At 31.5% G+C, this 26,038-nt stretch carries 23 protein-coding genes; 11 read left to right on the forward strand and 12 right to left on the reverse strand.

From position 1 onward, the window contains the following. Positions 1-48: 48 nt before the first annotated feature. The gene (locus AC1DY0_RS16900; RefSeq protein ID WP_477189760.1) at positions 49-843 is read right to left on the reverse strand and encodes an alpha/beta hydrolase; all 795 of its coding nucleotides are present in this window, start codon (positions 841-843) and stop codon (positions 49-51) included. A gap of 13 nt (positions 844-856) precedes the next feature. Beyond that, positions 857-1,276 (reverse strand): organic hydroperoxide resistance protein, encoded by a 420-nt coding sequence (locus AC1DY0_RS16905; protein WP_477189761.1) that lies wholly within the window; start codon positions 1,274-1,276, stop codon positions 857-859. A 506-nt stretch (positions 1,277-1,782) separates the two neighbouring features. On the opposite strand from AC1DY0_RS16905, the gene AC1DY0_RS16910 reads away from it, so the two are divergent. The 5 genes from AC1DY0_RS16910 to AC1DY0_RS16930 all read left to right on the forward strand — a co-directional run bounded on the left by AC1DY0_RS16910 (position 1,783) and on the right by AC1DY0_RS16930 (position 5,629). Continuing rightward, on the forward strand, positions 1,783-2,538 hold the full coding sequence (locus AC1DY0_RS16910) for a DUF1223 domain-containing protein (protein ID WP_477189762.1): 756 nt from the start codon (positions 1,783-1,785) through the stop codon (positions 2,536-2,538). A gap of 26 nt (positions 2,539-2,564) precedes the next feature. Continuing rightward, a complete protein-coding gene (locus AC1DY0_RS16915; RefSeq protein ID WP_477189763.1) occupies positions 2,565-3,239 on the forward strand; it encodes an SDR family NAD(P)-dependent oxidoreductase in 675 nt (224 codons plus the stop codon). A gap of 189 nt (positions 3,240-3,428) precedes the next feature. Further along, positions 3,429-3,890 carry a DoxX family protein gene (locus AC1DY0_RS16920; RefSeq protein ID WP_477189764.1) on the forward strand — a complete coding sequence of 154 codons (462 nt, stop codon included), beginning with the start codon at positions 3,429-3,431 and terminating at the stop codon, positions 3,888-3,890. Positions 3,891-3,967: 77 nt separating this feature from the next. After that, on the forward strand, positions 3,968-4,459 hold the full coding sequence (gene msrA / locus AC1DY0_RS16925) for a peptide-methionine (S)-S-oxide reductase MsrA (RefSeq protein ID WP_477189765.1): 492 nt from the start codon (positions 3,968-3,970) through the stop codon (positions 4,457-4,459). A gap of 516 nt (positions 4,460-4,975) precedes the next feature. Then, entirely contained in the window at positions 4,976-5,629 is a 654-nt protein-coding gene (locus AC1DY0_RS16930; RefSeq protein ID WP_477189766.1) for a M15 family metallopeptidase, read from the forward strand. Positions 5,630-6,282: 653 nt separating this feature from the next. On the opposite strand, the gene AC1DY0_RS16935 is transcribed toward AC1DY0_RS16930, so the two are convergent. The 8 genes from AC1DY0_RS16935 to tsaD form a co-directional block, all read right to left on the reverse strand. Beyond that, the gene (locus tag AC1DY0_RS16935; protein ID WP_477189767.1) at positions 6,283-6,849 is read right to left on the reverse strand and encodes a hypothetical protein; all 567 of its coding nucleotides are present in this window, start codon (positions 6,847-6,849) and stop codon (positions 6,283-6,285) included. Between the two features lie 86 nt (positions 6,850-6,935). After that, positions 6,936-8,117, reverse strand: a complete 1,182-nt coding sequence (locus AC1DY0_RS16940) for a THUMP-like domain-containing protein (protein WP_477189768.1) — start codon at positions 8,115-8,117, stop codon at positions 6,936-6,938. A 1-nt stretch (position 8,118) separates the two neighbouring features. Beyond that, the gene (locus AC1DY0_RS16945; RefSeq protein WP_477189769.1) at positions 8,119-9,210 is read right to left on the reverse strand and encodes an AI-2E family transporter; all 1,092 of its coding nucleotides are present in this window, start codon (positions 9,208-9,210) and stop codon (positions 8,119-8,121) included. Positions 9,211-9,285: 75 nt separating this feature from the next. Then, positions 9,286-10,236, reverse strand: coding sequence for a zinc metalloprotease (locus AC1DY0_RS16950; RefSeq protein ID WP_477189770.1), 951 nt, complete (start codon positions 10,234-10,236; stop codon positions 9,286-9,288). Positions 10,237-10,433: 197 nt separating this feature from the next. Further along, a complete protein-coding gene (locus AC1DY0_RS16955; protein ID WP_477189771.1) occupies positions 10,434-11,384 on the reverse strand; it encodes a zinc metalloprotease in 951 nt (316 codons plus the stop codon). Positions 11,385-11,701: 317 nt separating this feature from the next. Further along, positions 11,702-12,343 carry a DUF4159 domain-containing protein gene (locus AC1DY0_RS16960; protein ID WP_477189772.1) on the reverse strand — a complete coding sequence of 214 codons (642 nt, stop codon included), beginning with the start codon at positions 12,341-12,343 and terminating at the stop codon, positions 11,702-11,704. A 28-nt stretch (positions 12,344-12,371) separates the two neighbouring features. Beyond that, complete coding sequence (locus AC1DY0_RS16965) at positions 12,372-13,079, reverse strand: 16S rRNA (uracil(1498)-N(3))-methyltransferase (protein ID WP_477189773.1); 708 nt, start codon at positions 13,077-13,079, stop codon at positions 12,372-12,374. A gap of 2 nt (positions 13,080-13,081) precedes the next feature. Next, complete coding sequence (gene tsaD / locus AC1DY0_RS16970) at positions 13,082-14,104, reverse strand: tRNA (adenosine(37)-N6)-threonylcarbamoyltransferase complex transferase subunit TsaD (RefSeq protein ID WP_477189774.1); 1,023 nt, start codon at positions 14,102-14,104, stop codon at positions 13,082-13,084. A gap of 268 nt (positions 14,105-14,372) precedes the next feature. Between tsaD and AC1DY0_RS16975 the strand changes: the two genes are divergently transcribed. From AC1DY0_RS16975 to AC1DY0_RS16995, 5 genes are all read left to right on the forward strand, one after another. Further along, the gene (locus AC1DY0_RS16975) at positions 14,373-18,749 is read left to right on the forward strand and encodes a translocation/assembly module TamB domain-containing protein (protein ID WP_477189775.1); all 4,377 of its coding nucleotides are present in this window, start codon (positions 14,373-14,375) and stop codon (positions 18,747-18,749) included. Between the two features lie 318 nt (positions 18,750-19,067). After that, a complete protein-coding gene (gene pfkA / locus AC1DY0_RS16980; protein ID WP_477189776.1) occupies positions 19,068-20,054 on the forward strand; it encodes a 6-phosphofructokinase in 987 nt (328 codons plus the stop codon). Positions 20,055-20,107: 53 nt separating this feature from the next. Beyond that, complete coding sequence (gap, locus tag AC1DY0_RS16985) at positions 20,108-21,112, forward strand: type I glyceraldehyde-3-phosphate dehydrogenase (RefSeq protein ID WP_477189777.1); 1,005 nt, start codon at positions 20,108-20,110, stop codon at positions 21,110-21,112. A gap of 128 nt (positions 21,113-21,240) precedes the next feature. Further along, complete coding sequence (locus AC1DY0_RS16990) at positions 21,241-22,092, forward strand: N-acetylglucosamine kinase (protein WP_477189778.1); 852 nt, start codon at positions 21,241-21,243, stop codon at positions 22,090-22,092. A 4-nt stretch (positions 22,093-22,096) separates the two neighbouring features. Continuing rightward, complete coding sequence (locus AC1DY0_RS16995; protein WP_477189779.1) at positions 22,097-22,471, forward strand: methylglyoxal synthase; 375 nt, start codon at positions 22,097-22,099, stop codon at positions 22,469-22,471. Here the strand turns inward: AC1DY0_RS16995 and AC1DY0_RS17000 are convergent. Together AC1DY0_RS17000 and AC1DY0_RS17005 are read right to left on the reverse strand one after the other, a co-directional pair. Further along, a complete protein-coding gene (locus AC1DY0_RS17000) occupies positions 22,452-22,832 on the reverse strand; it encodes a RidA family protein (protein WP_477189780.1) in 381 nt (126 codons plus the stop codon). The two genes, AC1DY0_RS16995 and AC1DY0_RS17000, sit on opposite strands and share 20 nt — an antisense overlap. 22 nt (positions 22,833-22,854) lie before the next feature. Next, positions 22,855-25,530, reverse strand: a complete 2,676-nt coding sequence (locus AC1DY0_RS17005) for a putative LPS assembly protein LptD (protein ID WP_477189781.1) — start codon at positions 25,528-25,530, stop codon at positions 22,855-22,857. 128 nt (positions 25,531-25,658) lie between these two features. Between AC1DY0_RS17005 and AC1DY0_RS17010 the strand changes: the two genes are divergently transcribed. Further along, positions 25,659-26,038 (forward strand): N-acetylmuramoyl-L-alanine amidase family protein (locus AC1DY0_RS17010; RefSeq protein WP_477189782.1); only part of this gene is annotated, 380 nt, incomplete at its 3' end.

Below are 26,038 nucleotides of genomic sequence, written 5' to 3' on the forward strand. Positions count from 1 at the left end.
ACGGCTTTCAACCTAAATAAACAAATTAAAAATAACTATTAATCCAACTTATTTTTGTAATGATGCCTTGATGATTACGTCGGCAACTGATTGTGGTTGTGAAATATATGAGACATAACCAGCTTTTAATTCGGTAACTTCCACTTTTGCATTTTTATACATACTTCTTTGAAGATCCGGATTAATGGTTCGGTCGTTGAGAGTCAAAATCCCATAACTTGGTTTTGTCCTCCAGGCAGCAGAAGCTAGGGGAGTATCGAAGCAATCTTTGTGGATTGGTATTTGAGAAGCATTCATAAAATCGGCATCCTCCTTACTTAAATCACCCGCCACACCAGCTCTAAAGGTACTTCTGTCATAAAATACAAATCCGCCATTGTCAGGAGCTTCGGTTCTCATCTCAGGAGGTTTGGGAAATGTTTTTGCCAATTGTCTAGTGGTTTGGCCTTTATCGGGCATAAACCCAGTCACGTAAACTAAACCTGCTACTTTTGAATGCATGCCTGCTTCCGTAATCACAGTTCCACCCCAAGAATGTCCAACTAGAATCGCTGGTCCGTCTTGATTGTCTAAAATATTGTTGGTTGCTGCTACATCATCTTTTAAGGATGTCAACGGGTTTTGTACCAAGGTAACGTGATAGCCTTTTTTAGTGAGTATGGAATAAACTCCTTTCCAACCCGAGGAGTCTAAATAGTGACCGTGTACAATCACAATATTCTTAACTAATTTTTCCTGTGCATCAATTTTTGTGGTTCCCATAAATATGGCTGCGGCAGCTAATGAAAAAGTCACATACTTTTTAAACCACAGTTGTTGTTGTTGTCTTATTGAGGTCTTCATTTTTTAACTAATACTAAATTAAGTTAATTGTAACCTTGATGTTACCACGTGTAGCTTTTGAATAAGGACATACTTGGTGAGCACCATCAACGATACTTTGAGCCACCTCTGGATCTAATCCGGGTAAGCTTACATTCAAACGGGCTTGTAATTCATAACCATCATTGGTTAATACTAAGTCAATCTCAGTGTTTACATAATGATCTGTAGGCAATTTTACATTTAAACTGGCGGCAGTTTTTCCCATAGCACCGATAAAACATGCTGACCAACCAGCTGCAAATAATTGCTCTGGATTTGTTCCTGGACGATTGCTTCCTGGAGATGAAAGTGTAATATCTAATTGACCATCAGAACTTTTAGATTCACCTGTTCTACCACCTGTTGTGTGAGTTACACCTGTGTAAATCACTTTTTCATTGTTTGTTTCCATTTTTTTTTATTTAATATTAAATTATTGGAGCAAATGTATATTGGTAACAGATTGAACTCAACCTGTTTTTTATTTAAGAGGACAAACTTTACCGTGAAATAGACATTTTGATATCTGAGCATTCTATTGCTTTGTTTGAGTTCCTGTTTGCGGAGTGTTTTGGCTTTTTTTGTTCCAATGGAATTATAGAAAAATAATTTTAGCATATAGTAATGGCATCCTATCTGTTGTTCTTTGATTTGTCTTAGAATAAATTATACTTATATCTTCTTTGTTAATGAATAGATTACGTTATAATTGATTCAGATGGAAATAATCTGAATCTGCCTTTAGGTTATGTGTCTGATATAAAAGGATATAAAGTGCGGCTTCAAAGCGGTATTGCAAAATAAATGGAGGCAGCTTTTGACTACTTTGAGTGGGAATTTGTCTATTTGGGCTAGTTTGTAGTGATTCGCCCGTTCTTTAACTGCTAATTTCGTTGAATAATTAAAAAACCACATAACATGACACACATTAAATTAACATCCATTTTATTTCTTTTAGCATTAGTCTTTAACATCTCAGCTTTTGGACAAAGCAGTACCGACAAGCTTACAAAAAAAGGTTTTGCGGTTTTGGAACTGTTCACTTCAGAAGGATGTTCCAGTTGTCCTCCAGCAGATGACCTAATGGGTAAAATCCAAAATGAATTCAAGGACAGACCTGTTTATGTTCTTTCCTATCACGTTGATTACTGGGATAATCTAGGGTGGAAAGATATTTTCAGCAATGCGGATTATACCAAGCGACAATATGACTATGGCAAGTGGCTTAAAAAGGAACCTATTTATACTCCCCAATTGATTATCAACGGTAAAGCGGATTATATTGGCTCACAGGAAACCATTGTTAGAGGAGGAATTACTAAGGCGCTTTCAAAATCGGCTGAAGTGAACTTGGATTTTTCAGCCCGAAAAGAAGCAGAGGGGGTAGTGGTTAACTATAAAGTCAATGGAAATTCAAAAAATACACGTTTAGTATTAACCTTAGTACAGAAATCAGTAAAAAGCAAAGTTAAGCGAGGTGAAAATGAAGGGAAGTTACTTTCTCATTATCAAGTCGTGAGGAATTTGACTTTTCAAAAATTAGCAATTGACGAAAAAGGAAGCGTGAATATTTCTTTTCCTAAGAATTTTGATTCTCAAAATGGAGAGATAATAGGATTTGTTCAAGACAACAGTACAGGAGCTATTTTAGGGGCAGCAAAATCCAGTTTTTGACATCTGTATAATTAAAAAGTATCGTAATGAAAAATAAAGACAAAGTGGTATGGATAACGGGAGCTTCTTCAGGTATTGGGAAAGCTACTGCTAAACTTTTGCTCGAATACGGCTATGTGGTTTACGCATCAGCGAAAAAGAAAGAAAAAATTATTGATCTGAAGCGACTAGGTGCCCATATAATGTTGACGGATATTAACAAGGATGACGATATCCAAAGTGGTTTAGCTGAGATAATTGCAAATGAAGGACGTATTGATATTCTTATTAATAGTGCCCGATTTGAATTATTGGAAGCGATAGATGGTATACCCATTTCGGAAGCAAAGTCTCAATTGGACTCAAGTGTTTTTGGTTTGGCAAGATTATCACAAATGGTTTTGCCTTATATGAGAAGACAAAAGTCGGGTAAGATAGTTATGATATCTTCTGTTTTTAACAAAAGAAAAGTTGCGTTATCTGGTTGGTATAATGCCAGCAGATACGCTTTAAAAGCTTTAAGCGACAGCATTAGGAAAGAAGTTTTACCACTTGGTATTGATGTTATGCTTATCGAGTCTGATGATGTGAAATCGGACTGGAGTACTATTGCTGCAGAAAGCTTAAATAAAATATCTGAAGGCAAGTCATACAGTAAACAGGTAGAGCAATTTTGGCACCATCAAAGTAGACCTTCTCAAAAAATGTTAAGTCAAGCGTAGTAGTCATTTTTGTTTTAACACTATCATAGATATATAACTTAAAAGAGGTATGACCGTTTTAGAATAATTACAAATTAATAAAAAGTTTCAATTAAGATTATCTGGGACTTTTATATTGGACTTACTCATAAACCTTTAATTTTATGCTGGCAGTAATAGCTGATTCGATCAATTATCAAATTGAGTATGATGGAAAATCTTAATGATTTATTGAAGACTGATCCCAACTGGGTTTATACTTTATGTAGACTGGTAGCCGGAATTATTATTTTTCCGTATGGAATGCAAAAACTACTTGGTTGGTTTGATGATTTTGGAGGAGGAGTGGGGATTAGACAATCTCTAGCAAGCTTCAAAAGCAAAAAAATTCCAGCCGTTATTGCATGGTTAGTGATAATCGGGCAGTCTTTTGGAAGTATAATGCTAGTGGTGGGCTTGTTTTCAAGATTTGCGGCAACTGCTAATTTTATCATCTTTGTGGGTGCATTATTGAGCCACCGTAAGGATGGTTGGACTATGAATTGGGTTGGATTGAAGAAAGGTGAGGGTATTGAGTATTTTATATTATTACTAACTTTACTTGTAGTTGTTATTTTTAAAGGAAGTGGAATGTTTTCAGTCGATTTTTTGCTGTGGCAAATATGGAGGTAGTGGTTAAAAAAAAGGATCATTTCAATACTCGTATTGTTGTAATCCATTATTACTGTTAATTTAATAAATAATTAGATATGGAAAATTTTAAAAAAGCGTACATCGCAGGGGGCTGTTTTTGGGGAATGGAAGATCTGTTCCGTGTGCGTCCAGGTGTAAAGGACACTGAAGTAGGCTATTTGGGCGGTCTAAACGAGAACCCGACCTATCACAACCATCCTGGACATGCAGAAGCAATAGAAATTACATACAATCCAAATGAAACATCATACAAGGAGTTATTGGATTATTTTTTCAGAGTGCATGACCCAACAACAGTGGACAGTCAGGGGAACGACAGAGGTTCCAGTTACCGATCAGCTATATTTATCCAGAATGATCAAGAGAGGGAAGTTGCCAACGAAGTATTTAAGATTGTTGATGATTCGGGAAGATGGCCAGGTAAAGTGGTCACAACACTGGAGCCCTATACAAAATTTTGGCCTGCTGAAGAATATCACCAAGATTACCTTATAAAGAGTCCCAATGGGTACACTTGTCATTTTGAGAGGTTTGGCACTTTTCTGTAAAGTGGCTGTTTGGAAAAATCTAACCTGAAAATGCTATTTCAACATTGAATGCCAGTTGAGGTAACAGTGATAGCTGTTGGATAACTAATGCTAATTATTAAATGTAAAATAATCTAAAAGATAGCCTCGCTTAATTCGTTTTAGGTGAGGTTTTTTTTAACAAAGTTGTTTGGATATGTGAACTTAGCTTAGAGATATAGTTAAGAACAAAATTTGAACTATAGACTTTGAAATAAATTCGAGTAACATATGATCGTATTTTTAAAGAGGAGTGGTACAAATAGTTAAAAAGAGAATTTAAACTTAAAGGACAGTCTAAAGTTTTGGTTTTGATATTACTTATATTTAAATAAAACAGATTCATATAGTTTACATTCATTCTCGATTTAATTTTAGATTTACCCGTGTAACACTAGAAACCTTATAATCTTTTGATTATGAGGTTTTTTTGTTTTAAGATGGATTTGCTTTTTTAAACCCTTTAAATTTTCCTATTTTTATGGAAATTTATTTGTTATGACTTCTTACATCAAATCCTTCTTAGTTTTTCTTTTTCTTCTAAACTTTATCAACTGTAATTCACAAACTGTAACAAACACTTCAGTACCTACGGTTGTTATCAATGATACGACTTTTGTAAATTTAAAAGACTTCAGTCAAGATTTTATTTATGATATGAAGTATGCCACAGATGACAATTTTTTAAAATCTAAAGTATATGATTGCGCCGAATGTTATTTGCGTTATAAAACAGTAAAAGCACTGATTTTGGCCAATAAAAGATTTATGAAGAAAGGTTATAAAGTAAAACTTTTTGATTGTTACCGACCTTTGGATATTCAAAAAAGAATGTGGGCTATAGTTTCAGACCCCCAATACGTCGCAAACCCAAGTAAAGGTTCAATTCATAATAGAGGAGGGGCCGTAGATATTACATTGGTAGATTTTAAAGGAAAAGAATTAGATATGGGAACTTCTTTTGATTTTTTCGGAAAAGAAGCCAGTCATGATTATTGTGGTTTTTCTAAAGAAATTCTAAATAATAGAAATCTATTGAAAAAAAATATGGTTAAAGAAAATTTTAATTCTTTCAATTCAGAATGGTGGCACTATAATTTGAAAGCTGGTTTGAATGATAAAGTCTCTAATTTTAAATGGGAATGTAAATAGTTTTTTTTTCTAAAATTCTTTTTCTTATTTAAAAATCACCTGTTTTTTTATGGTATTCTTATTCCTAGGGAGTTACAAAAACCTAGGTTTAATGATCTTTTTTTCTTACTGAAAGTTAAAAATGTTAAGTGTCTGTACACTCGACAGTTGCTTATTTCGTAAGAATTGACATTAAAATAAGTGTAAAACACGCATTTCATCGATTATATTGTTGTTTAATTGATTTATATTTTTACTTTCGCACTTTAAATCATTTAAAAACAATGGTTTAAAGTTATAATGAATTAACCCCAATTGAAGACATAAGCAAGTATTCAAATTTGCTTTTAAATTCAGCTTTTGATTTAATAATAATGAGATTAACTTGATTAATTTTATTTTTTAAATTAAAAAAAGAAAAGAATCGTTAGATGAAAAGGATATTACAGAATAGTTTTTTTAAATGTATTGGACCAGAAAATAAATCAGGAATTACATTTGTTGAAGTACTTGTTGTAGGACTACTAGTTCCATTGGTAGTGCGGAATGTAAAAAATTATGTTATCAATATTGATAAACAAAATGATAACCAAGAGAGTTATAATGCATAAAAAAAACCTTTTAAAATGAATTTAACTCATTTTAAAAGGTTTTTGTTTTTGAATAAAAGATATTTATTCTATACAACGTAAGTTTTCTATAAAATAAGTTTCTGGATGGTAAACTTTTCCGTCAAGCTCAGCGGTAAATTCTTTCTTGATTATAATGTCTTCAACGTCTGTTAGGTATTTTATTCGCATTAAGGAAACAGGAGATGTTTTTAAGTCAGCATAATTATCTTTCGTAAACATAAAAATTCCTGACTTCACTCTATTGTCAAAACCTTTGTCATCTCGTATCATAGTTCCACAATTTTCTTGGTCTATATGCAACAGAGTAATTATTTTACCATTTTGAAGCTGCAAGAAAATTTTTGAATCTTTATCAAAACAATTTGCTTTTACAAAATCTTTACTTTTTTGTATAAGTTGTACGGTTAGCGTAGGCAATCCATCAGTCAATGCCAAAGAATAAAAAATGTAATTAGAATTTCCTCCAAAAACCTTTTCACTTATTAAGTATTCTTTTGTGGATTTATAAGTTCCTATGGAATCAGTGACATTTGTTGCATATTCACAAGGTTTCTGAGCAAAAAGATTAAAACTTAAAAAGCATAAGGCCGTAACAAGTATGTATTTCATATTAATGTAAAATTTATTTTTTAGAGAGCATAATATATTATCGCCTTTTGTTTTTTGCATTCGCAAAAAGGTTGCTTGCGGTGATTTTATTTTATTTTGGTGCAAATTAAAACAATTTTAGTGTTATTTTCATCGGTTGTAAAAAAACAATACAAATCTCCACCATCTTTGATTTTCCATTTTTTGCGAATACTTTCAACTGAATCGGAAAAATTTCGTGTAGTAATATTAGCTTTTTGATTTTCTAAATATTGTTTCATCTCACTTTTGCTATAAGCTATACAATTTTTAATTTCAAAAATTCTTCCAGGAAATTTTTTTTGTTCTTCAGAGGTGTATAAATGGGAATGTTTATGCAATTTATTCAATCCATAAAAAAGCCCTACTTGATCAAAACCTCCTGATTTCATAATGGAGCTATTGGGTTCGTACAGGTATTTTTGTGGTAAACTAAAAGATGGTTGTTCGTGGATTTCATTTAAAATAAATTCAAATGTTTCTGCTTTTTCTTTTATAAGATTTACGGTTTTAATAATAACAGATCCTTTAAAGTTTTTATTTAATTCCCAAAGCAATTCTTTTACTTCATTGTCAACAGCAACTATATGTATGGATTTGATAAAGTTTAGTTCATTAATACCTGCTGTAATGTCCAATATTGGTGCTGTTTTTATTAAGATAGAACTTGTTTTTTCAAAATAAAAAGCCAAATTTTCTGGTACATTAGGTAAGCAATCCTTTAGCATGAATACCTTTCCTTTGCTGTCATTTCTTCTGGATGGATCTATGTAAATCCAATCCCATTTGGTGTTTGTGTTTGATAATGTTTCAAAACTGTCTCCTGCATAACAAGTGATATTATTAATGTTTAATTGTTTGCAGTTGTGTTGAACAATGTTAGATAATTCAGTGTTGATTTCACAATGCACTACATTTTTTGTTGTTTTTGAAAAATAATAATCGTCAATACCAAATCCACCAGTTAAGTCAATTAGATTGTCTCCCGAAACAATAGAGCTTTTGTATAATGCCGTCTTTTCAGAAGAAGTTTGTTCGACTGATATTTTACTGGGATAAATTATATTTTGGGTTGAAAACCAGGTAGGCAGTTTGTCTTTTGCCTTTGATTTTGCAGCAATTTGATTTATTATTGAAATCCATTGAACATTAGGAAATGGATTTTTTTGAAGAGCCAATTTTGAAATGGAGGCTCCAATATTTAAATCAATATATTCTTGAATTTTAGAGTCTAAAATATCTAGGTTCAATTTATATGTTTTTTGTTATTAGTTGAATAAATTTATTTTCCGGAAAAAATTCTTTGCTAATTACTTTTATAATCGTGTATAAAGGAACAGCAATAATCATTCCCATAATACCAAATAAGAATCCTGCAATCAATATTACAAGAAATATTTCTAAAGGGTGGGAGCTAACACTTTTTGAAAAAATGATAGGTTGTGAAAAGTTATTGTCAATTACTTGCACGAGCCAAAAGCCTATCAATACATATATGGTTGTGGGTAAAATTTCGGATTGAAAGTCGGAACCCAAGTTACTTAACATCGTTAAAACTGCTGCTAAGATGGAAGCAATTAAAGGTCCTATATAAGGGATAATATTTAAAACTGCACATAAAAAAGCAATTACAAATGCATTAGGTATTCCAAAAATAAACAATACAATAGTGTATAATATGAAAACGATAAAAAGTTGGATTAGTAAACCTATAAAATATCGAGAAAGCAATAGGTTTATTTTTTCTACTGAGTTTAAAATTTTTTCTTCGTGTGAATCAGGAATAAGTAGTTTGGCTCCTTTTAAGAATGTGGATTTGTCTTTAAGAAAGAAAAATGTAATGAATAGCACGGAACCAAGCCCCATTCCAAAATTACTAATTGTTCCCATTACAGAATTTAAAAAATTAGGTATTATATTGAAATTTATTATCGATTTAAAGTTTTTTGGATCAAAAACTGTTGCAGAGTCTATATGATGTTGCTCTAAAAAATTGTTTAATTGTTTGATAAGCTCTAAACTGTTCTTTTCAATTTCTACTGTATTTAAAAGTGATAAATTTTGGCCTTGTGATATAATCAATGGAATGAACATCATTATAAAACCAAATATGATTAAAATATAAATCATTAAAATCGTAATTGACGCAAAAATATGCTTGAATTTCAATCTTTTCTTTAAAAAATCTAAAACTGGTAAACCAATTAAGGCTAGTATTAATGAAACTAATAAATAGATTAATACGTTTTGAATTTGATACAGAAAATAAAGAAGTAAAACGGCTAAAACTAAAGTACCGATTGCTCTTAAAATTCCATTTGCAATTATTTTGGATGTAATCATATCGTTGTATTTGGTTATAAAGATAAAAAAACTCGCTAATAAGTAGCGAGTTTTAAAAACTATAAATTTATATGTTTATTGGGCAAATCCAGCTCTTACTCCACCAGAAACAAATAATGCCGACATTCTTGCTTTTTGGCCAATGGTAAACATATACATTGCTCTATCATCAGTATAATCCATGTAGTTCATTGTCATTTCGTTATGGGTTGGTAAGCATAAGCTTACGTAAGGATATTTCGGGTCACCGAAATTATAAGTTTTAGCAACTGGAGTGTCAGCTACTAAATCATTTCCGCAAGAGGAATCTCCCCAAATATGGCGTAAATTCATCCAGTGCCCAACTTCATGGGTTGCCGTTCTACCTAAATTGTAAGGGTAATTCGCTGTGCCTGATATACCAAAATATTTAGAATCAATAACAACTCCATCAGTTGATGATGAACCTCCGGGAAATTGCGCATATCCTAAAATTCCTCCACCAATAGTGCACACCCATAGATTAAGATTTGTTGCAGGAGTTGTAGGATCTAGCCCTCCTTTTTTTGTACTTTTCATAGCGTCTCTTGTACCCCAAGAAGTTTTTGTTGTTGATTTCCTGTTGATTTTTACCAATTCAAAAGTAATATCAACATTTGCTGCTACATTTGAAAATTCAGTTGGAATAAGTCTAAAATCATTGTTTGCAGCTGTGTAATCATCATTCAAAACTTTAATTTGAGATTGTATTTGACTATCAGTGATGTTTTCAGCAGGTGTTCTATATAAAACATTTACAATAACAGGAATTACTATTTTACCGTTTACTAAACGTTTAGTTAGCATTGCTTCTTGGGTAAAAGCTTCTATTTGATTCATTCTCATTGCTAATGTGGGATCAGCTTTTAATTGAGCTTCTAGAACTTCTTGTGTTGCACAACTACGAAGAGTAGGTGATTCTGCTTGAGAGACTACTGTGTTATTATCCTCATTTTGACATGAAAAAAGCATTACAAATGCTACAGTGGATAAAATAATTTTTTTCATAATAAATGTTTTGTATTTAAAAAATTGATTATCAGTTTATTGTAATGCTAATTTACTGTTAATTGTTATCAAAGTATAAATTAATCGGTGAACTACACTTTTATACTAATGAATGTGAAATTCTTAGAAAATTTAAGTAAAAGCTAAAAAAAAACTCGCTAACAAGTAGCGAGTTTTAAATTCTAAAAAAAGATAAATTATAGACCGAAAGCAGCTCTAGCTCCTCCAGAAACAAATAATGCGCTCATTCTTGATTTTTGACCATTTGTGAACATAAACATTCCTCTGTCGTCTGTGTAATCCATATAGTTCATTGTCATTTCATTATGAGCAGGAAGACATGTACTTACGTATGGATAAACAGGCACCCCAAAGTTTGAAGTTTTAGCAACTGGAGTATCAGCAACTAAATCGTCTCCGCAAGATGCATCTCCCCAAATATGTCTTAGGTTCATCCAGTGTCCTACTTCGTGACTTGCTGTTCTTCCTAAATTATAAGGATAGTTAGCTGTACCAGATAAACCAAAATATTTAGAATCAATTGCTACTCCATCAGTAGCAGAAGATCCTCCTGGGAATTGAGCATAACCCAGAATTCCTCCACCAATAGTACAAACCCATAGATTAAGGTTTGTTGTTGGAGATGTTGGATCTAGTCCACCTTGTTTTGTTTTTTTCATGGTATCTCTAGTTCCCCATGAACTTTTTGTTGTTGATTTTCTGTTGATTTTTACTAATTCAAATGTAATACCAACATTTGCAGCAACTGAAGCAAATTCGGCAGGAGTATTTGAAAAATCGGAGTTTGTTGCAGTGTAATCTTTGTTTAATACATCAATTTGTGATTGTATTTGTGCATCCGAAATATTTTCTGCTGCAGTTCTATACAATACGTTCACAACTACTGGTATTACTACTTTTCCATTTACTAAACGTTTTGTCAATAAAGCGTTTTGAGTAAAAGCTTCAATTTGATTCATTCTAATAGCCAATGTCGGGTCGGCTTTTAATTGAGCTTCCAATACATCTTGTGTAGCACACTTTCGTTGAGTAATTGCATTTGTTGAATCGTTTAGAGATTCAGTCTGGTCGTTTTGACAAGAAAACAACATCAAGCAAGCTGCTGCTGATAAAATTAATTTTTTCATAATGGTAATCATTTTGTTAAATAAAAGTTTGTTTGGTTAATTATTTTGCAATTTTATAACAAAAGTTCAATTATTTAAAATTTATTTAACAATATTTTTACCTGTTTTTGTAAAACCTTTGATTTTATTGACTTGGTTAATTGTAATTTGGGGGTATTTACGTAGTTTAAAACTTGTTAAATTTTTTAATTGACAAAATATGATATAATAACATATATAGTTTTTAATATTTTACTTGTTAAAAATTAAATAAAATGAAGACTAGGTTCACTAGGAGAGAAGTAAAATATTGCTAATGAATTTTTATTTTAGAGAAATCAATTTGTGAAAATATAATTAATAATATTGGCTCCCATTTTTAAAGCTTTTTCACGAACTTCAAAAGGGTCATTGTGAACTTCTGGATCTTCCCAACCATCACCAAGGTCACATTCATATGTGTAGAGGAGAACTAATTTGTTCTCCATAAATATTCCAAATGCTTGGGCCCTAGTGCCGTCGTGTTCATGGATTTTAGGTAAACCATTGGCAAAAACAAAAGGCTTTTGAAATATTGGATGATTTGATGGGATTTCAATCAAATTGTTATTTGGAAATATTTTTTTTATTTCCTTACGAATATATTGATCCATACCGTAATTATCATCAATATGTAGAAAACCGCCACCGTATAGATATTTTCTTAGGTTTGTAACGTCACTTTCGCTAAAAACGACATTACCATGGCCAGTCATGTGGACAAATGGATAGAAAAAAAGATCTGGACTGCTCGGTTCAACAGTTCTAGGTTTCGATTTTATTTTTGTGTTTATATTGGCATTACAGTATTTTATTAAATTTGGTAAAGAAGTTGGATTTGCATACCAATCGCCACCACCACTATATTTTAGCAAAGCGATTTCTTGAGAGAAACCGGTTAAAGAAGAGAATAGTAATAATAAAAACACTGTTTTTTTCATAGTATGATTGTGAATTGAATTTTAAGATCTAGTCTTCATTAGTGAAAACAACACTGTGACAGGCCACTAAAGCAGCAGTTTCTGTTCGTAATCTGGTTTCACCCAAAGAAACAGGGATGTAATTGTTTTCTAGTGCCAATTCGATTTCTTTATTGGAAAAATCACCTTCCGGACCTATTAAAATGATGTAATCCGTTTTGGCTTTGAGTATTGATTTTAAAGATTTTTTATTTGTTTCTTCGCAATGTGCTATTAATTTTTGTCCTGTATTCCCTTTTTTTATGAATTCTTTAAGCGAAATGGCAGGGTTCAATTTTGGCAGGTACGTTTGATTGCATTGTTTCATTGCAGAGAGAATGATTTTTTCAAATCTCTCAGGATTTATTACCTTCCGTTCAGAGCGATCGCATATAATTGGAGTGATTTCATAAATTCCAATCTCGGTTGCTTTTTCAAGAAACCATTCGTAACGATCATTCATTTTTGTAGGAGCAACGGCAAGATGCAATTTGTGTTTAGGAGCTTCTGTTTTATCTATTTCCAAAACCTGAACAGTACATTTATTGTCGGAAGCTAATGTGATTTCTGTTTTAAATATAAAACCTAAACCATTAGTTACAAATAGTATATCAGAGTCTTTTTTACGTAATACTTTAATAATGTGTTTGCTTTCTTCTTTGTCAAAAGAAAAGGTTTCGGTAGTTTCGTTTATTGTAGGGTTATAAAATAATTGCATAATTAAAATTGTATTCGTGCTTTTGAAACAACTTCTGAAGTTTCAAATTTTTGGGATAAAAACTTTTGATAACCTACAATTCCAATCATTGCAGCATTGTCGGTTGTATATTCAAATTTAGGGATGTATGTTTTCCAGCCATATTTTGTTTCTGTTTCTTTCAAAGTATTTCGAATTCCAGAATTGGCCGAAACTCCTCCGCCAATTGCAATTTGTCTAATACCAGTTTCTCTTACGGCTATTTTTAATTTATCCATCAATATTTCTATAATAGTGTATTGAATGGAAGCACAGATATCGTTTAAATTTTCAGTTATAAATTCTGGGTTTTCAATTGTTTTCTTTTGAATAAAATAAAGAATAGCTGTTTTTAAACCTGAGAAACTAAAATCCAATCCGGGAACTTTTGGTTTAGTAAAAGGAAATGCTTTCGGATTTCCCAATTGTGCATATTTATCAACCAAAGGTCCACCTGGATAGGGTAGGCCAAGTATTTTGGCACTTTTATCAAATGCTTCGCCCACAGCATCATCTGTGGTTTCACCAATGATTGTTAAATCAAAAAAATCATCAACTCTAACAATTTGGGTATGCCCGCCACTTATAGTTAACGCCAAAAAAGGAAAGTTAGGTTTGCTAAAACCTTCTTCTTCTATAAAATGTGCCAAAATATGGGCATGCATGTGGTTAACCGCAATAAGAGGTATTTGTAAAGCCAATGCCATTGATTTTGCAAATGAACTTCCAACTAAAAGCGATCCCATAAGTCCCGGACCTTGCGTAAAAGCAATTGCTGATAGTTGTTCTTTTTTAATGTTGGCTTTTTTTAATGCGGCTTCGATTACTGGAACTATATTTTGTTGGTGAGCACGAGAAGCAAGTTCAGGAACAACACCTCCATATTGATTATGAATTAACTGATTGGCAACAACATTTGACAGTACTTTGTCGTTACATAATACTGCTGCGGCAGTATCATCACACGAACTTTCTATGGCAAGTATATAAACCTGTGGAATTTGCATATAAACAGATGAATTTTGAAGTATATTTGATGGATTACTATAAAAATAGTATTTTTACAGCTGTGCCAAAATTAAAGATTTTTTAGTTAAGGTATTACCATTTCCAAAGGCAAATTATTTATTTGTAMTAAAAAAAMAAAAAGCGACTCTTATCAAAAAGATTAAAAAAATAGTATTCCGTACTCTGCTTGGACTAATATTACTTTTGTTAGTACTTTTTATAGCCCTTACTTTACCTTTTGTTCAAACTAAGTTAGCACATTATTTCATGGAAAGTATCAATGAGGATTATGGTCTTCATATGAATGTTGATGAAGTACAGCTTACTCTTTTTGGTGGTGTAAAACTTAAAAAAGTATTGATTATAGATCATCATAAAGATACTTTAATTTATGTCAAAAGATTGAATACATCCTTTTTGGGGGCTAAGAAAATTTTAGATGGGGATTTAATTTTTGATGATTTGGCAATGGATGGCGTTCTTTTTAATTTAAAAACTTATAAAAAAGAAAAGAAGACGAATCTAGATTATTTTATTGATGCTTTTGGTACAAGTAAAACACCTTCCAAGAAACATTTTTTATTAACGGCTTCTAGTATCGATTTGTCAAACGGTAGATTTATTTTGAGTGATGAAAATCATGAAACCGTAAAGCCTGTTGATTTTACAAGATTGAATATATCGGTTACCAATTTTAAAGTATATGGACCTGAAGTGTATGCTAATATTCAAAAAATGTCTTTTTTGGATCATAGAGGCTTGTATGTAAAAAGCTTAAAAGGGAATTATAGTTTTACCCAACAGCACATGATATTGGATAAAATGGAAATTGAAACCAAAGAATCCAGTATTAAAGGTTATGCTGCGTTGAATTACGAGATTGAAGATTTCTCTGATTTTCAAAATAAAGTAGAGTTTGATGTTAAGTTGAAATCAGCAAAATTAGCCTCTAATGATATTCGTTATTTTTACAATGAATTAGGTAAGTATCAATATTTTAAGCTTAGATCACATATTACCGGGCCTTTAAATAATTTAAAATTTCTTGATTTATACTTAAAAGATAATAGAGGAACCAAAATTATAGGTTTTATAAATTTTAAAAACCTTTTAGGAACAAAAGAGCAAAAATTCTATATGAATGGAAAGTTTGATCAATTGAATGCTAATTATGATGATTTGGTAAGTATATTGCCTAATGTTTTAGGCAAAAAGCTACCCATTATTATAAAGAAATTTGGTAATGTTTCATTAGTTGGAAACACTCAGGTTACAACCACTTCAATACGTGCCAATCTTGCGGCAAACACAGCTTTGGGGTCAGTAAGATCAAAATTTATAATCAATAATATGGATCAAAGCGATAAGGCTGACTATGTTGGTTATATTGTTTTGGGTGATTTTAATATTGGTAATTTATTGGATAATAAGGATTTATCTAAGATAAGTTTAAATATTGATGTTGATGGGCATGGTTTTTCTGAAAAGTATTTAAATACCTCGCTGAAAGGTATTGTTTCCAGCGTTGCCTATAATGGATATAATTATAAGAATGTTGTCGTAAATGGTAATTTCAAATTGCCTTTATATAAAGGGTCAATTATTGTAAATGACCCTAATTTGAAAATGAATTTTGATGGATTGGTAGATTTAAGTAAAAAAGAAAACCAGTACGATTTTCAGATTAAAATAGATAAGGCGGAATTGAATAAATTAAATTTTGTAAATGATACTATTTCTAAATTTAATGGTAATATTATTGTTGATGTGCAGGGGAATTCTATCGATAATATGCATGGGAATATCTATGTGAATGATGCTACTTATATCAATTCTAGAGATACTTATCAATTCAACGATTTTAATCTAAATTCGAGTTTTGATGATCAAAGAATTCGAACGATAAAAATAGCAGCGCCGGATATAACTAATGGAACGATTGTGGGAAAGTATAAATTTTCCGAATTAAAAGGATTGGTTACAAATTCATTGGGAAGTCTTTATACTAATTACAAGCCTTTAGCAGTTAAAAAAGGGCAGTTTTTGAAATTTAATTTTGAAGTTTATAATAAGATAGTTGAAGTGTTTTTCCCTGAAATAAAACTAAGTGAAAATACTATCGTCAAAGGGAATATTAATTCGGATAGCAATGAATTCAAATTCAATTTTAATTCTCCAAATATAAAAGCAGCTGATAATTCTTTTGATAATATTAGAGTTTCTATTGATAATAAAAATCCATTGTATAACGCATATATTGAGTTAGATAGTATTAAAACTAAAATGTATAAAATACGTGATTTTAGTTTGATAAATGTCACTTCAAAAGATACTCTGTTTTTTAGAACTGAATTTAAAGGAGGTTCAAAAGGGGAGGATTATTTTAATTTGGATTTATACCACACAATTAATAAAGAGAATAAAAATGTTATTGGTTTCAGTAAATCAGAAATAAAATTAAAAAATAGTTTATGGCTTTTAAATGAGCTGAATTTATCTAATAATCGTCTGGTTTTTGATAAAAAGCTAACGGAGTTTAAATTGGATGATTTTATTCTTTCCAATAAGGATCAAGAAATAAAGCTTGATGGGGAGTTTAAAGGTAGCTCTTATAAAGATATTAATGTTGAATTCAAAAATTTTGATATTAATGCATTAACATCGGCTCAAGAGAGTTTTGTTATTTATGGGAATTTAAACGGAAAAATTAATTACAATCAAAATAAACAGGTTTTTAAACCTACAGCATCATTACGGATTGATAGTTTGAAGGTTAATAATCATGATTTAGGAGTTTTAAATTTTGATATAAAAGGTGATGAAAGTTTTAGAAAATTTACTTTGTTTTCTACTATCGAAAATAAAGATTTTGAATCTTTTAGTGCCGATGGAAGTTTTGAAATAGTAAATAAAGAAACATTACTTGACTTAAATTTAAAATTTGATCAATTTAATTTGAAAACATTAAGTTCTTTAGGAGGAGATGTTATTTCAAATATAAGAGGGTTAGTGTCTGGAAACGCAACGATTGGAGGGACTTTAAGTAAGCCAGATATAAATGGGCGTCTATATGTTAATGAAGGAGGATTGGGAATACCTTACCTTAATGTCGATTATGCATTAAAGGATAAAACTATAATTGATCTTACTGGTGAGAAATTTCTTTTTAGGAATAACACTTTGATAGATACAAAATACAATACAATTGGAACTTTAAATGGAGTAGTAGAGCATAAAAATTTTTCGGATTGGAAATTGGATTTAGCTATTAACTCAAAAAGACTTCTTGTTCTTGATACTAAAGATAGTGAAGATGCTGCCTATTTTGGAACAGCATTCATTAATGGTAACGCAACAATCAAAGGCCCTGCAAATGGTTTGTTTATTAAAGTTGATGCAAAATCTGAAAAAGGATCAGCTCTTAAAATACCAATAAATAGTGCGGAAAGTGTTAGTGAAAATAGCTTTATTCATTTTATAACTCCGAAAGAAAAATTCAATTTGCAAAAAGGAATTGTTGATAAAACAAAAAAATATAATGGCCTCGAGTTAGAGTTTGATCTTGAAATTACACCTAATGCGGAGGTTGAAGTTATTTTGGACAGGAATTCGGGACATGGGATGAAAGGACGCGGAAATGGGACACTTTTGTTTAAAATCAATACACTAGGCGCTTTTAACATGTGGGGAGATTTCTTGCCTTATGAGGGTACATATAATTTTAAATATGGAGGATTAATAGATAAAAAATTCAAAGTTAGAAAAGGAGGTTCCATTATTTGGGAAGGAAACCCTATGAGAGCCCAACTGAATTTGGAAGCAGTTTATAAGACATCTGCAAATCCTGCTCTGTTAATAGAAAATTCAAGTGTTAATAAAAAGGTTGATGTTGAAGTCATTATTGGTATTCGTGGAGATTTGACTCGACCAGAGCCCGATTTCATGATAGATTTTCCTACTGTTACAAGTGTTTTGAAGTCAGAACTTCAAACAGAATTAGCTGATAAAGACGTAAGACAAACCCAAGCTTTGTATTTGTTGTCAACAGGGAGTTTTTTGGGTAAAGATGGTTCAAGTCAAGCCGTTGCATCAAGTATGTACGAAACTGCTTCAAGTATGTTGGGAAATATAGTTCAATCAAATAATGAAAAATTTGAAATGAATTTTAATGTAGTTTCACCAGATAATAGACCAAGTACCCAGACTGATGGAAGAGTTGAAGCTATTGTATCTTCTAAAGTAAATGAAAGAATTACAATAAATGGTAAAATTGGGGTGCCATTTGGTGGAGTAAATGAATCTGCTATAGTAGGAGCGGTTGATATTAAGTATAGAGTAAACGATGATGGATCATTTAATTTTCATGTCTTCAATAAAGAAAATGATTTAAATTATATTGGACAAGATATTGGTTATACTCAAGGTGCTGGTATTACTTATGAGGTAGATTTTGATACTTTTAGAGAGTTAGTCGATAAAATGTTTAAAAGCAATAAGCTAACCAAAGAAAAAGAATCTAAAACAAAAGTTGATAACTCAGATTCCAATTTGAATCCTGATTATATAAATTTCACCAAACCGAAAGAACCTAGTTCGGACAAGCCAAAAGTTAATCAAGATGCTGTACTTCCAGAGGATGATTAGTGTTAATTTATTATTAATGAGGTTATTATGTCTCTTTTGAAAATTTTAGTTAACTTTATAACTAGAATTTTTATTCCACTTTGTCTAATTTTTTATGTAGTCTGTTTATTTCTTTTTTTTAAAAGCGATAAATAGCTCGTATTTCCTCAATTTTCAACTGTTTCGGATTTTAAAAAAGGAAATAAATATTAGGTTTTTTTGAATTAAAAAAACTTATCAACGAAAACGTTTGAATTTCAGTTATTTTATTAAAATGTTAGAAAGCACCCCTAAAATGTCTTCGATATATGCTAAATTTACACTTTAATACTTAAAAAAATGTCAAAAACAATAAAAAAGATAGGTGTACTTACCTCTGGAGGAGATTCTCCAGGAATGAATGCTGCTATTCGTTCTGTTGTGCGAACATGTGCTTTTCATAACATAGGATGTGTTGGTATTTATAGAGGTTATCAAGGAATGATTGAAGGGGATTTTAAAGAAATGGGACCCCGAAGTGTAAATAATATAGTAAATAAAGGAGGAACTATTTTAAAATCTGCACGATCAATGGATTTTAAGACTCCTGAAGGACGTGAAAAAGCACACCAAAATTTAGTTAAGGCGGGTGTAGAAGCTTTAGTAGTAATCGGTGGCGATGGTTCTTTTACTGGAGCATTACTATTTAATTCAGAATATAATTTTCCTGTAATTGGAATTCCTGGAACTATTGATAACGACATATTTGGTACAAGTCATACTTTAGGTTATGATACCGCTTTAAATACTGTTGTTGATGTAATTGATAAAATTCGTGATACTGCAAGTTCCCATAATAGATTGTTTCTTATCGAGGTGATGGGACGTGATGCTGGTCATATAGCATTGAATGCTGGAATTGGCGCTGGAGCTGAAGAAATTCTTATTCCAGAAGAAGATTTAGGACTGGAACGTTTATTAGATTCTTTAAGAAAAAGTAAAGCGGCTGGTAAATCATCAAGTATTGTCGTTATTGCAGAGGGAGATAAAATAGGTAAAACTGTTTTTGAACTAAAAGATTATGTAGAGTCTAATTTTCCTGAGTACGATGTTCGTGTATCAGTGTTAGGTCATATGCAACGTGGTGGTGCTCCATCTTGTTTTGATAGAGTTTTGGCTAGTAGATTAGGAGTAAAAGCTGTTGAAAGTTTATTGGAAGGTAAATCAAATTATATGGTTGGTTTGTTATGTGATAAAATTGCGCTTACACCTCTAGAGCAAGCGATAAAAGGACACAGTGAAATAGATATGGAATTACTACGTGTTTCTGATATCATGTCAATTTAAAGTAAAAAAAAGAAAAGAAAAATAAAATAAAAAAATAATTTAAATTTAATACAATGTCAAAAGTAAAATTAGGAATAAACGGATTTGGAAGAATTGGAAGAATCGTTTTTAGAGAGTCATTCAATAGAGATAATGTAGAAGTAGTAGCAATCAATGATTTATTAGATGTTGATCACTTAGCTTACTTATTGAAATATGATTCAGTTCACGGTCGTTTCGACGGAACTGTAGAAGTAAAAGAAGGAAAATTGTATGTAAACGGAAGAAATATCCGTATCACTGCTGAAAGAAATCCAGCTGATTTAAAATGGAATGAAGTTGATGTTGATGTAGTTGCAGAATGTACAGGTATCTTCACAACTATTGAAACTGCAAATGAGCACATTAAAGGTGGTGCTAAAAAAGTAATCATTTCAGCTCCATCTGCAGATGCTCCAATGTTTGTAATGGGTGTAAACCACGAAACTGCAAAAGCTTCAGACCTTGTTGTTTCTAACGCTTCTTGTACTACAAACTGTTTAGCTCCTTTAGCTAAAGTAATTCACGATAATTTTGGAATTGTTGAGGCTTTGATGACAACTGTTCATGCTACAACTTCAACTCAAATGACAGCTGATGGTCCTTCTAGAAAAGACTGGAGAGGTGGACGTGCAGCAGCAATAAATATCATTCCTTCTTCAACTGGAGCTGCTAAAGCTGTTGGAAAAGTTATTCCAGAATTGAATGGAAAATTGACAGGTATGGCTTTCCGTGTTCCTACTGCTGACGTTTCTACAGTAGATTTAACCGTAAAAGTAGCTAAAGAGACTTCTTACGAAGAAATTATGAAAGTTTTGAAAAATGCTTCTGAAACTACAATGAAAGGTATCTTAGGATATACTGAAGATGCTGTTGTTTCTCAGGATTTTATTTCTGATAAAAGAACTTCAATCATTGATGCTACTGCAGGAATTGGTTTAAATTCAACTTTCTTCAAACTTGTATCTTGGTATGATAATGAATATGGATATTCTAGTAAATTGATTGATTTATCTGTGCATATTGCAGGTTTAAAATAATCTATAATTTTTACAAAATCCCATTATGTAAAATTAATGGGATTTTATTTTTTTGTTCAATTAAATGTTTTTCTCACAGGAGGTGTTTAAAATGAGGAACAAAATTCATAACCAATAAACCAAATTATATGAAATTAATAGTTGATAGTGGTTCTACTAAAGCAGATTGGATTGCGATAGATGATGATGGGAAAGTTATGTTTACCACACAAACATTAGGTTTAAATCCTGAAATTCTAAATGGTGATGAGATCGTTGATCGCTTGAATGACCGTTTTGATATATTACAAAATAAAAAAACAGCCACTCATTTGTTTTTCTACGGTGCTGGTTGTGGTACAGAAAGAATGAAAAGCATGCTTTCTCAAATTTTTAAAACTTATTTTCCAAATGCAATTGTAGTTGTTGAGGAAGATACTTATGCAGCTGTTTTTGCTACAACTCCAAAAGGTGAAAAAGCAATTGTGAGCATATTGGGTACCGGTTCAAACTGTAGTTATTTTGATGGTAAAGTTTTAGAACAAAGAGTACAATCATTAGGATATATCGTTATGGATGATTGCAGTGGTAATGTTTTTGGAAAACAGTTAATCAGAAAATACTATTTTAATAAAATGCCAAAAGAGTTGGCTGATGTTTTTGAAAAAGAGTATGATGTTACTCCTGATTATGTTAAAAATAAGTTATACAAAGAACCAAATCCAAATGCATATCTTGCCACTTTTGCGAAATTCTTAATTCAAAATAAAGACCATGAATTTTGCAGAAAAATAATTTTTAAGGAAATGAAATCTTTCATTAAAAATTATATCAAGCAATTTGAAAATTGCAAAGAAGTACCTGTACATTTTGTAGGTTCTATTGCTTTTTATTTAAAAGATGAATTAGCAGAAATTTTCGAAAAATATGAATTACAATTAGGTAATGTATTAAGAAGACCTATTGACGGTTTAATTGCTTATCACGTAGCAAATAATTAATAAAATGGAAATAGCAATTATTGCCCATGACGGTAAAAAAGAAGATATTGTTAAATTTCTAATTAAAAACCGTGAGGTGTTACAGCAAGAAAACATTCAGTTCATTGCAACAGGAACAACTGGAGGAAGAGCTGAAGCTGCTGGTTTCAAAACTCGAAGAATGCTTTCAGGCCCATTAGGTGGTGATGCTCAGATAGCTGGAAGAGTTGCCGAGGGTAAAACACAAATGGTTTTGTTCTTTAAAGATCCTCTTTCAAGTCATCCTCATGAGGCTGATGTTAATATGCTTATACGTGTTTGTGATGTACATAATATACCATTGGCAACTAATGAAGCAACAGCTCAATTATTGATTAATGCTATAGCACAGCAATCATAGATATTTCTACATTTACATTTTTTGGCAAACAAGCCACTTGAACCGTTTCACGAGCTGGAGCGGTTTTTTCATTAAAATAAGATCCGTAAACAGTATTAATACTTCCAAAATCATTCATATTCATGATGAAAATGGTGGTTTTTACAACATTTTCAAAAGTCATTCCAGCAGCCTCGAGAACGGCTTTCATGTTTTCCATCACCTGTTTGGTTTCTGATTCAATATTGTCTACTACCAATTCCATTGTTGCTGGATTCAATGCAATTTGGCCAGAAGTATATAAAGTATCACCTTTTAATACGGCTTGATTATAAGGGCCAATTGGTGCAGGGGCATTTTCAGTGTAAATTATTGTTTTCATAACCTATGTGTTTAGATTTTATCTATTGATTGGTAAGTTTTCGTTTTTCCCATTTAATGTCACTAAGTACTCCGGATTTGATTCCAATGAAAAAATTCCAACTAGAATTATCTCCAAATGGTGTCCAGTTGAAAGCCATTCTCCAGCTCATTAAATCTCTCTCAAAACGAAGTTGTGTAAAGGTAACACCCTTTTGAACAAAATCATATCCAGTAGAGATTCCAGCCTTCCATTTTGGTGTTAGATCAGCATTTGCAGAAATCATTATGGAGTTTCCAGTTATTTTTTTCTCTCTATTGTTGTTTCCATACGTTAAAGAATAGGCAAATGTCATGTCCCATGGTAATTTTGATTTAAAGAATTCTGAAACAACATCTTTATCTTCTTTATCATCGTCAAATTGGCTTTTTCTAATATTATTGGCATCAATATTTGACCCAAATAAATCATCTTCACGCCCTCCATTTCTTTTACCTTGATCGTTTTTGTCTTTTTCTTTGTTTTCTTTTGAGCTTGATATTGAATAATTCATTGTCAAATTGGCGCTTGTCATTCTAAAAAGACTTCCTCCGTTATTGATATTGTAAACATTTATTCTAGTACCAGAATTGTCAATTGCATATGGATCCAAGGTTGCTCCAAAATTTGCACTCAATTTATTGTCAAAAAATTGAGTTCCACCGCTTACTCTTACAGGAGACCAAGCAAGTTCCTTGGCATCAAAATTATAACTCGTTGAAAAGTTTAAATTATTAAGGAGCATTATTTTTTTAGCTTCAGTTTTGGTACTATCCTTATCTGCTACTTTAGCTTCAAATGTATTGCTAAGATTGAAACCGACAAAATTGGAACTATTCATACCAGGAGTGCCATACATACCTCCTTCAAATCGAGTATAGTCTTTTTGCATTGTACCGCTACCATCTGTTGCGTAAGTATCATAATATTTTTCAAAACTTGGGGTGTAACTATGCGAAATTGCAGGACGCATTACATGTCGAATGGATTTTATTTTTTTGTCATCTCCAAAATTGAATGTACCATAGATGGTCGTTCCAACGCTTGTAGAAGAAGAGTATGTCCTAAAAGAGTCAAACCCTTTTACATCAGTAGTTACAACAGTGCTTAATTGGTCGTCATAATGTTTGTTGATTGTATTGAAATACCAAACTTCTTCATAGTTTAAAGAAGTAGAAACGCTAAAATATTTAAAAATTTTGAAGTTGGTACTTAATGGAATTGTATGTTGGAATCCAAGTTCTGCATCTCGGAACATTTCGGGTTTGAAAAACAATGAATCGGTTGTTACAAAGCTGTTTTTTCCGTTTAGATTATATTGTAAGTTGATGTTTTTGAAGAACCCCTTTTTAGCTCCATCATTTATTGCAAATGGATAAATACGATCTAAGCTAAACTGTAGCGTAGGAAGTGTCATGTTGATTACTTTGGTATTTGTATTTTGGGAATGTGTTGCAGTTAGTGATATTCTACTTTCTGGAATTGTATGGAATACGGTACTATATGAAATGGAGGAGCTTAAAGTATTGTTTAATGAGGAACCAACATTAACTTGATTGATTGTTTGCTTGAAATATTCACTACTTCCTAAGTTCACAGAAGCTGAAAAAGTGGAATTTGGATTGGCTTTGGAATCTTGGGAATGTGACCATTGAATATTGTAAATTTTAGTTTTGGAATAATCTGGATATCCTCTTTCACTAATGATATTGTTCTCAAATCTAATATGTATATTTCCTTGATAATGATATCTATCTGCATATGACGATTGCATTCCTAATCCGTAACTTCCATTTGTATAGTAATCTCCAATAACGGTTAAATTATAGTGGTCACTTAGTGCGAAATAATATCCTCCATTTTGAAGTGAAAAGCCTTTGTCGTTAGAATCATTATATGATGGCAATATAATTCCTGAAGTACTCGTTTCTTTTGAAAGAGGGAAATACGCAAACGGTAAAAATAATGGAGTAGGTACTCCTTCAATTACCATATTAGTGAAACCTGTAACTATCTTTTTGCCAGGAATAAACTTTATTTTGTTAGTTTGAAAATAATATTCAGGATTATCAACATCTTTTGAAGTTGTAAATCGCGCTCCTTTTAAAAAGTATACTGAATCATTTTCCTTTTTAGTGATGGCAGCTTTTACGTTAAATTCTCCTTGTGAGGATCTTGAATTCCAAATTAAAGCCTTTTTAGTTTTAAAATTAAAACGAATCGAGTCAGGTTCGATAACATTTGAACCTTGTTTAAAATTTGGAAATTGTGTGTAATTGCCTAATGAGTCTTTTATTCTTCCGGCATAAACCTCATTTTTTTCGTAATCCATTACTATAATACCCGATTTTAATTCAACATCTTGGTAGTATAATTCGGCTTTGTCGTATAAAGTAATGAGTTTCTTTTTTTGCTCAATCTTTGTGTATTTTTCCGCTTTGTATTTTACTTTGCCATTAAGTAAGTTTTTTTTAACCTTAATAGTGTCTAGTCTAACTGTGTCTGTAGGTGTTTCAACTAAAGGATTTTTAATACTATCTTCTTGGATCGGTTTCTTAACTTCTTGTTTTTTAGAAGGAATTGTAGTTTGTTTCTTTTTTATATCTTGTGAATATAAATTAGAGCATCCTAAAGATAGGAAAATTGATAGTAAAACGATATTAAATAAGTTTGTATGCAAAGGTTTAAATGCTATTTTTGTAAAATGAAGACTCGAATATTCGCGAGCCAAAATTACTATATTTTTTTGGCAAAAATAATCAAATCATAAATTTATAACGGAAGTCTTATAATTAAATTAACTAATAGATGTATATCTCAAAAAAAATAAAAATTGCATTCACATTTTTATTAGTGATGTTAACGGTTAATTCGTATAGCCAATCCAATGATTTTAAAGTTACTTTAGATGCTGGTCATGGAGGTCATGACTTTGGCGCAAATTATAATGGACGAGTAGAGAAAAATATTGCATTGGCTATTGTTTTAAAAGTAGGCAAAATTTTGGAATCGTATCAAAAGATAGATGTTATATATACGAGAAAAACAGATGTTTTTATTGATTTGATAGAACGTGCAAATATTGCCAATAGAGCTGATTCTCATATTTTTGTTTCTATACATTTGAATGCCAATAAAAACACCGCTGCCGATGGTACCGAAACCTATGTGATGGGGATGAATAAGAT

This window comes from Flavobacterium sp. P1_E4 (assembly GCF_056405915.1).

Bases quoted from the DNA above. Each gene is read 5' to 3' on its own strand.
- AC1DY0_RS16965 (WP_477189773.1), bottom strand. From the start codon at position 13,079: ATGCAATTATTTTATAACCCTACAATAAACGAAACTACCGAAACCTTT.
- AC1DY0_RS16920 (WP_477189764.1), top strand. From the start codon at position 3,429: ATGGAAAATCTTAATGATTTATTGAAGACTGATCCCAACTGGGTTTAT.
- pfkA (WP_477189776.1), top strand. From the start codon at position 19,068: ATGTCAAAAACAATAAAAAAGATAGGTGTACTTACCTCTGGAGGAGAT.
- AC1DY0_RS16900 (WP_477189760.1), bottom strand. From the start codon at position 843: ATGAAGACCTCAATAAGACAACAACAACAACTGTGGTTTAAAAAGTAT.
- AC1DY0_RS16975 (WP_477189775.1), top strand. From the start codon at position 14,373: ATGGAAAGTATCAATGAGGATTATGGTCTTCATATGAATGTTGATGAA.
- AC1DY0_RS16935 (WP_477189767.1), bottom strand. From the start codon at position 6,849: ATGAAATACATACTTGTTACGGCCTTATGCTTTTTAAGTTTTAATCTT.
- AC1DY0_RS16990 (WP_477189778.1), top strand. From the start codon at position 21,241: ATGAAATTAATAGTTGATAGTGGTTCTACTAAAGCAGATTGGATTGCG.
- AC1DY0_RS16955 (WP_477189771.1), bottom strand. From the start codon at position 11,384: ATGAAAAAATTAATTTTATCAGCAGCAGCTTGCTTGATGTTGTTTTCT.
- AC1DY0_RS17000 (WP_477189780.1), bottom strand. From the start codon at position 22,832: ATGAAAACAATAATTTACACTGAAAATGCCCCTGCACCAATTGGCCCT.
- AC1DY0_RS16910 (WP_477189762.1), top strand. From the start codon at position 1,783: ATGACACACATTAAATTAACATCCATTTTATTTCTTTTAGCATTAGTC.
- msrA (WP_477189765.1), top strand. From the start codon at position 3,968: ATGGAAAATTTTAAAAAAGCGTACATCGCAGGGGGCTGTTTTTGGGGA.
- AC1DY0_RS16960 (WP_477189772.1), bottom strand. From the start codon at position 12,343: ATGAAAAAAACAGTGTTTTTATTATTACTATTCTCTTCTTTAACCGGT.
- AC1DY0_RS16905 (WP_477189761.1), bottom strand. From the start codon at position 1,276: ATGGAAACAAACAATGAAAAAGTGATTTACACAGGTGTAACTCACACA.
- AC1DY0_RS16945 (WP_477189769.1), bottom strand. From the start codon at position 9,210: ATGATTACATCCAAAATAATTGCAAATGGAATTTTAAGAGCAATCGGT.
- AC1DY0_RS16930 (WP_477189766.1), top strand. From the start codon at position 4,976: ATGACTTCTTACATCAAATCCTTCTTAGTTTTTCTTTTTCTTCTAAAC.
- gap (WP_477189777.1), top strand. From the start codon at position 20,108: ATGTCAAAAGTAAAATTAGGAATAAACGGATTTGGAAGAATTGGAAGA.
- AC1DY0_RS16950 (WP_477189770.1), bottom strand. From the start codon at position 10,236: ATGAAAAAAATTATTTTATCCACTGTAGCATTTGTAATGCTTTTTTCA.
- AC1DY0_RS16995 (WP_477189779.1), top strand. From the start codon at position 22,097: ATGGAAATAGCAATTATTGCCCATGACGGTAAAAAAGAAGATATTGTT.
- tsaD (WP_477189774.1), bottom strand. From the start codon at position 14,104: ATGCAAATTCCACAGGTTTATATACTTGCCATAGAAAGTTCGTGTGAT.
- AC1DY0_RS16915 (WP_477189763.1), top strand. From the start codon at position 2,565: ATGAAAAATAAAGACAAAGTGGTATGGATAACGGGAGCTTCTTCAGGT.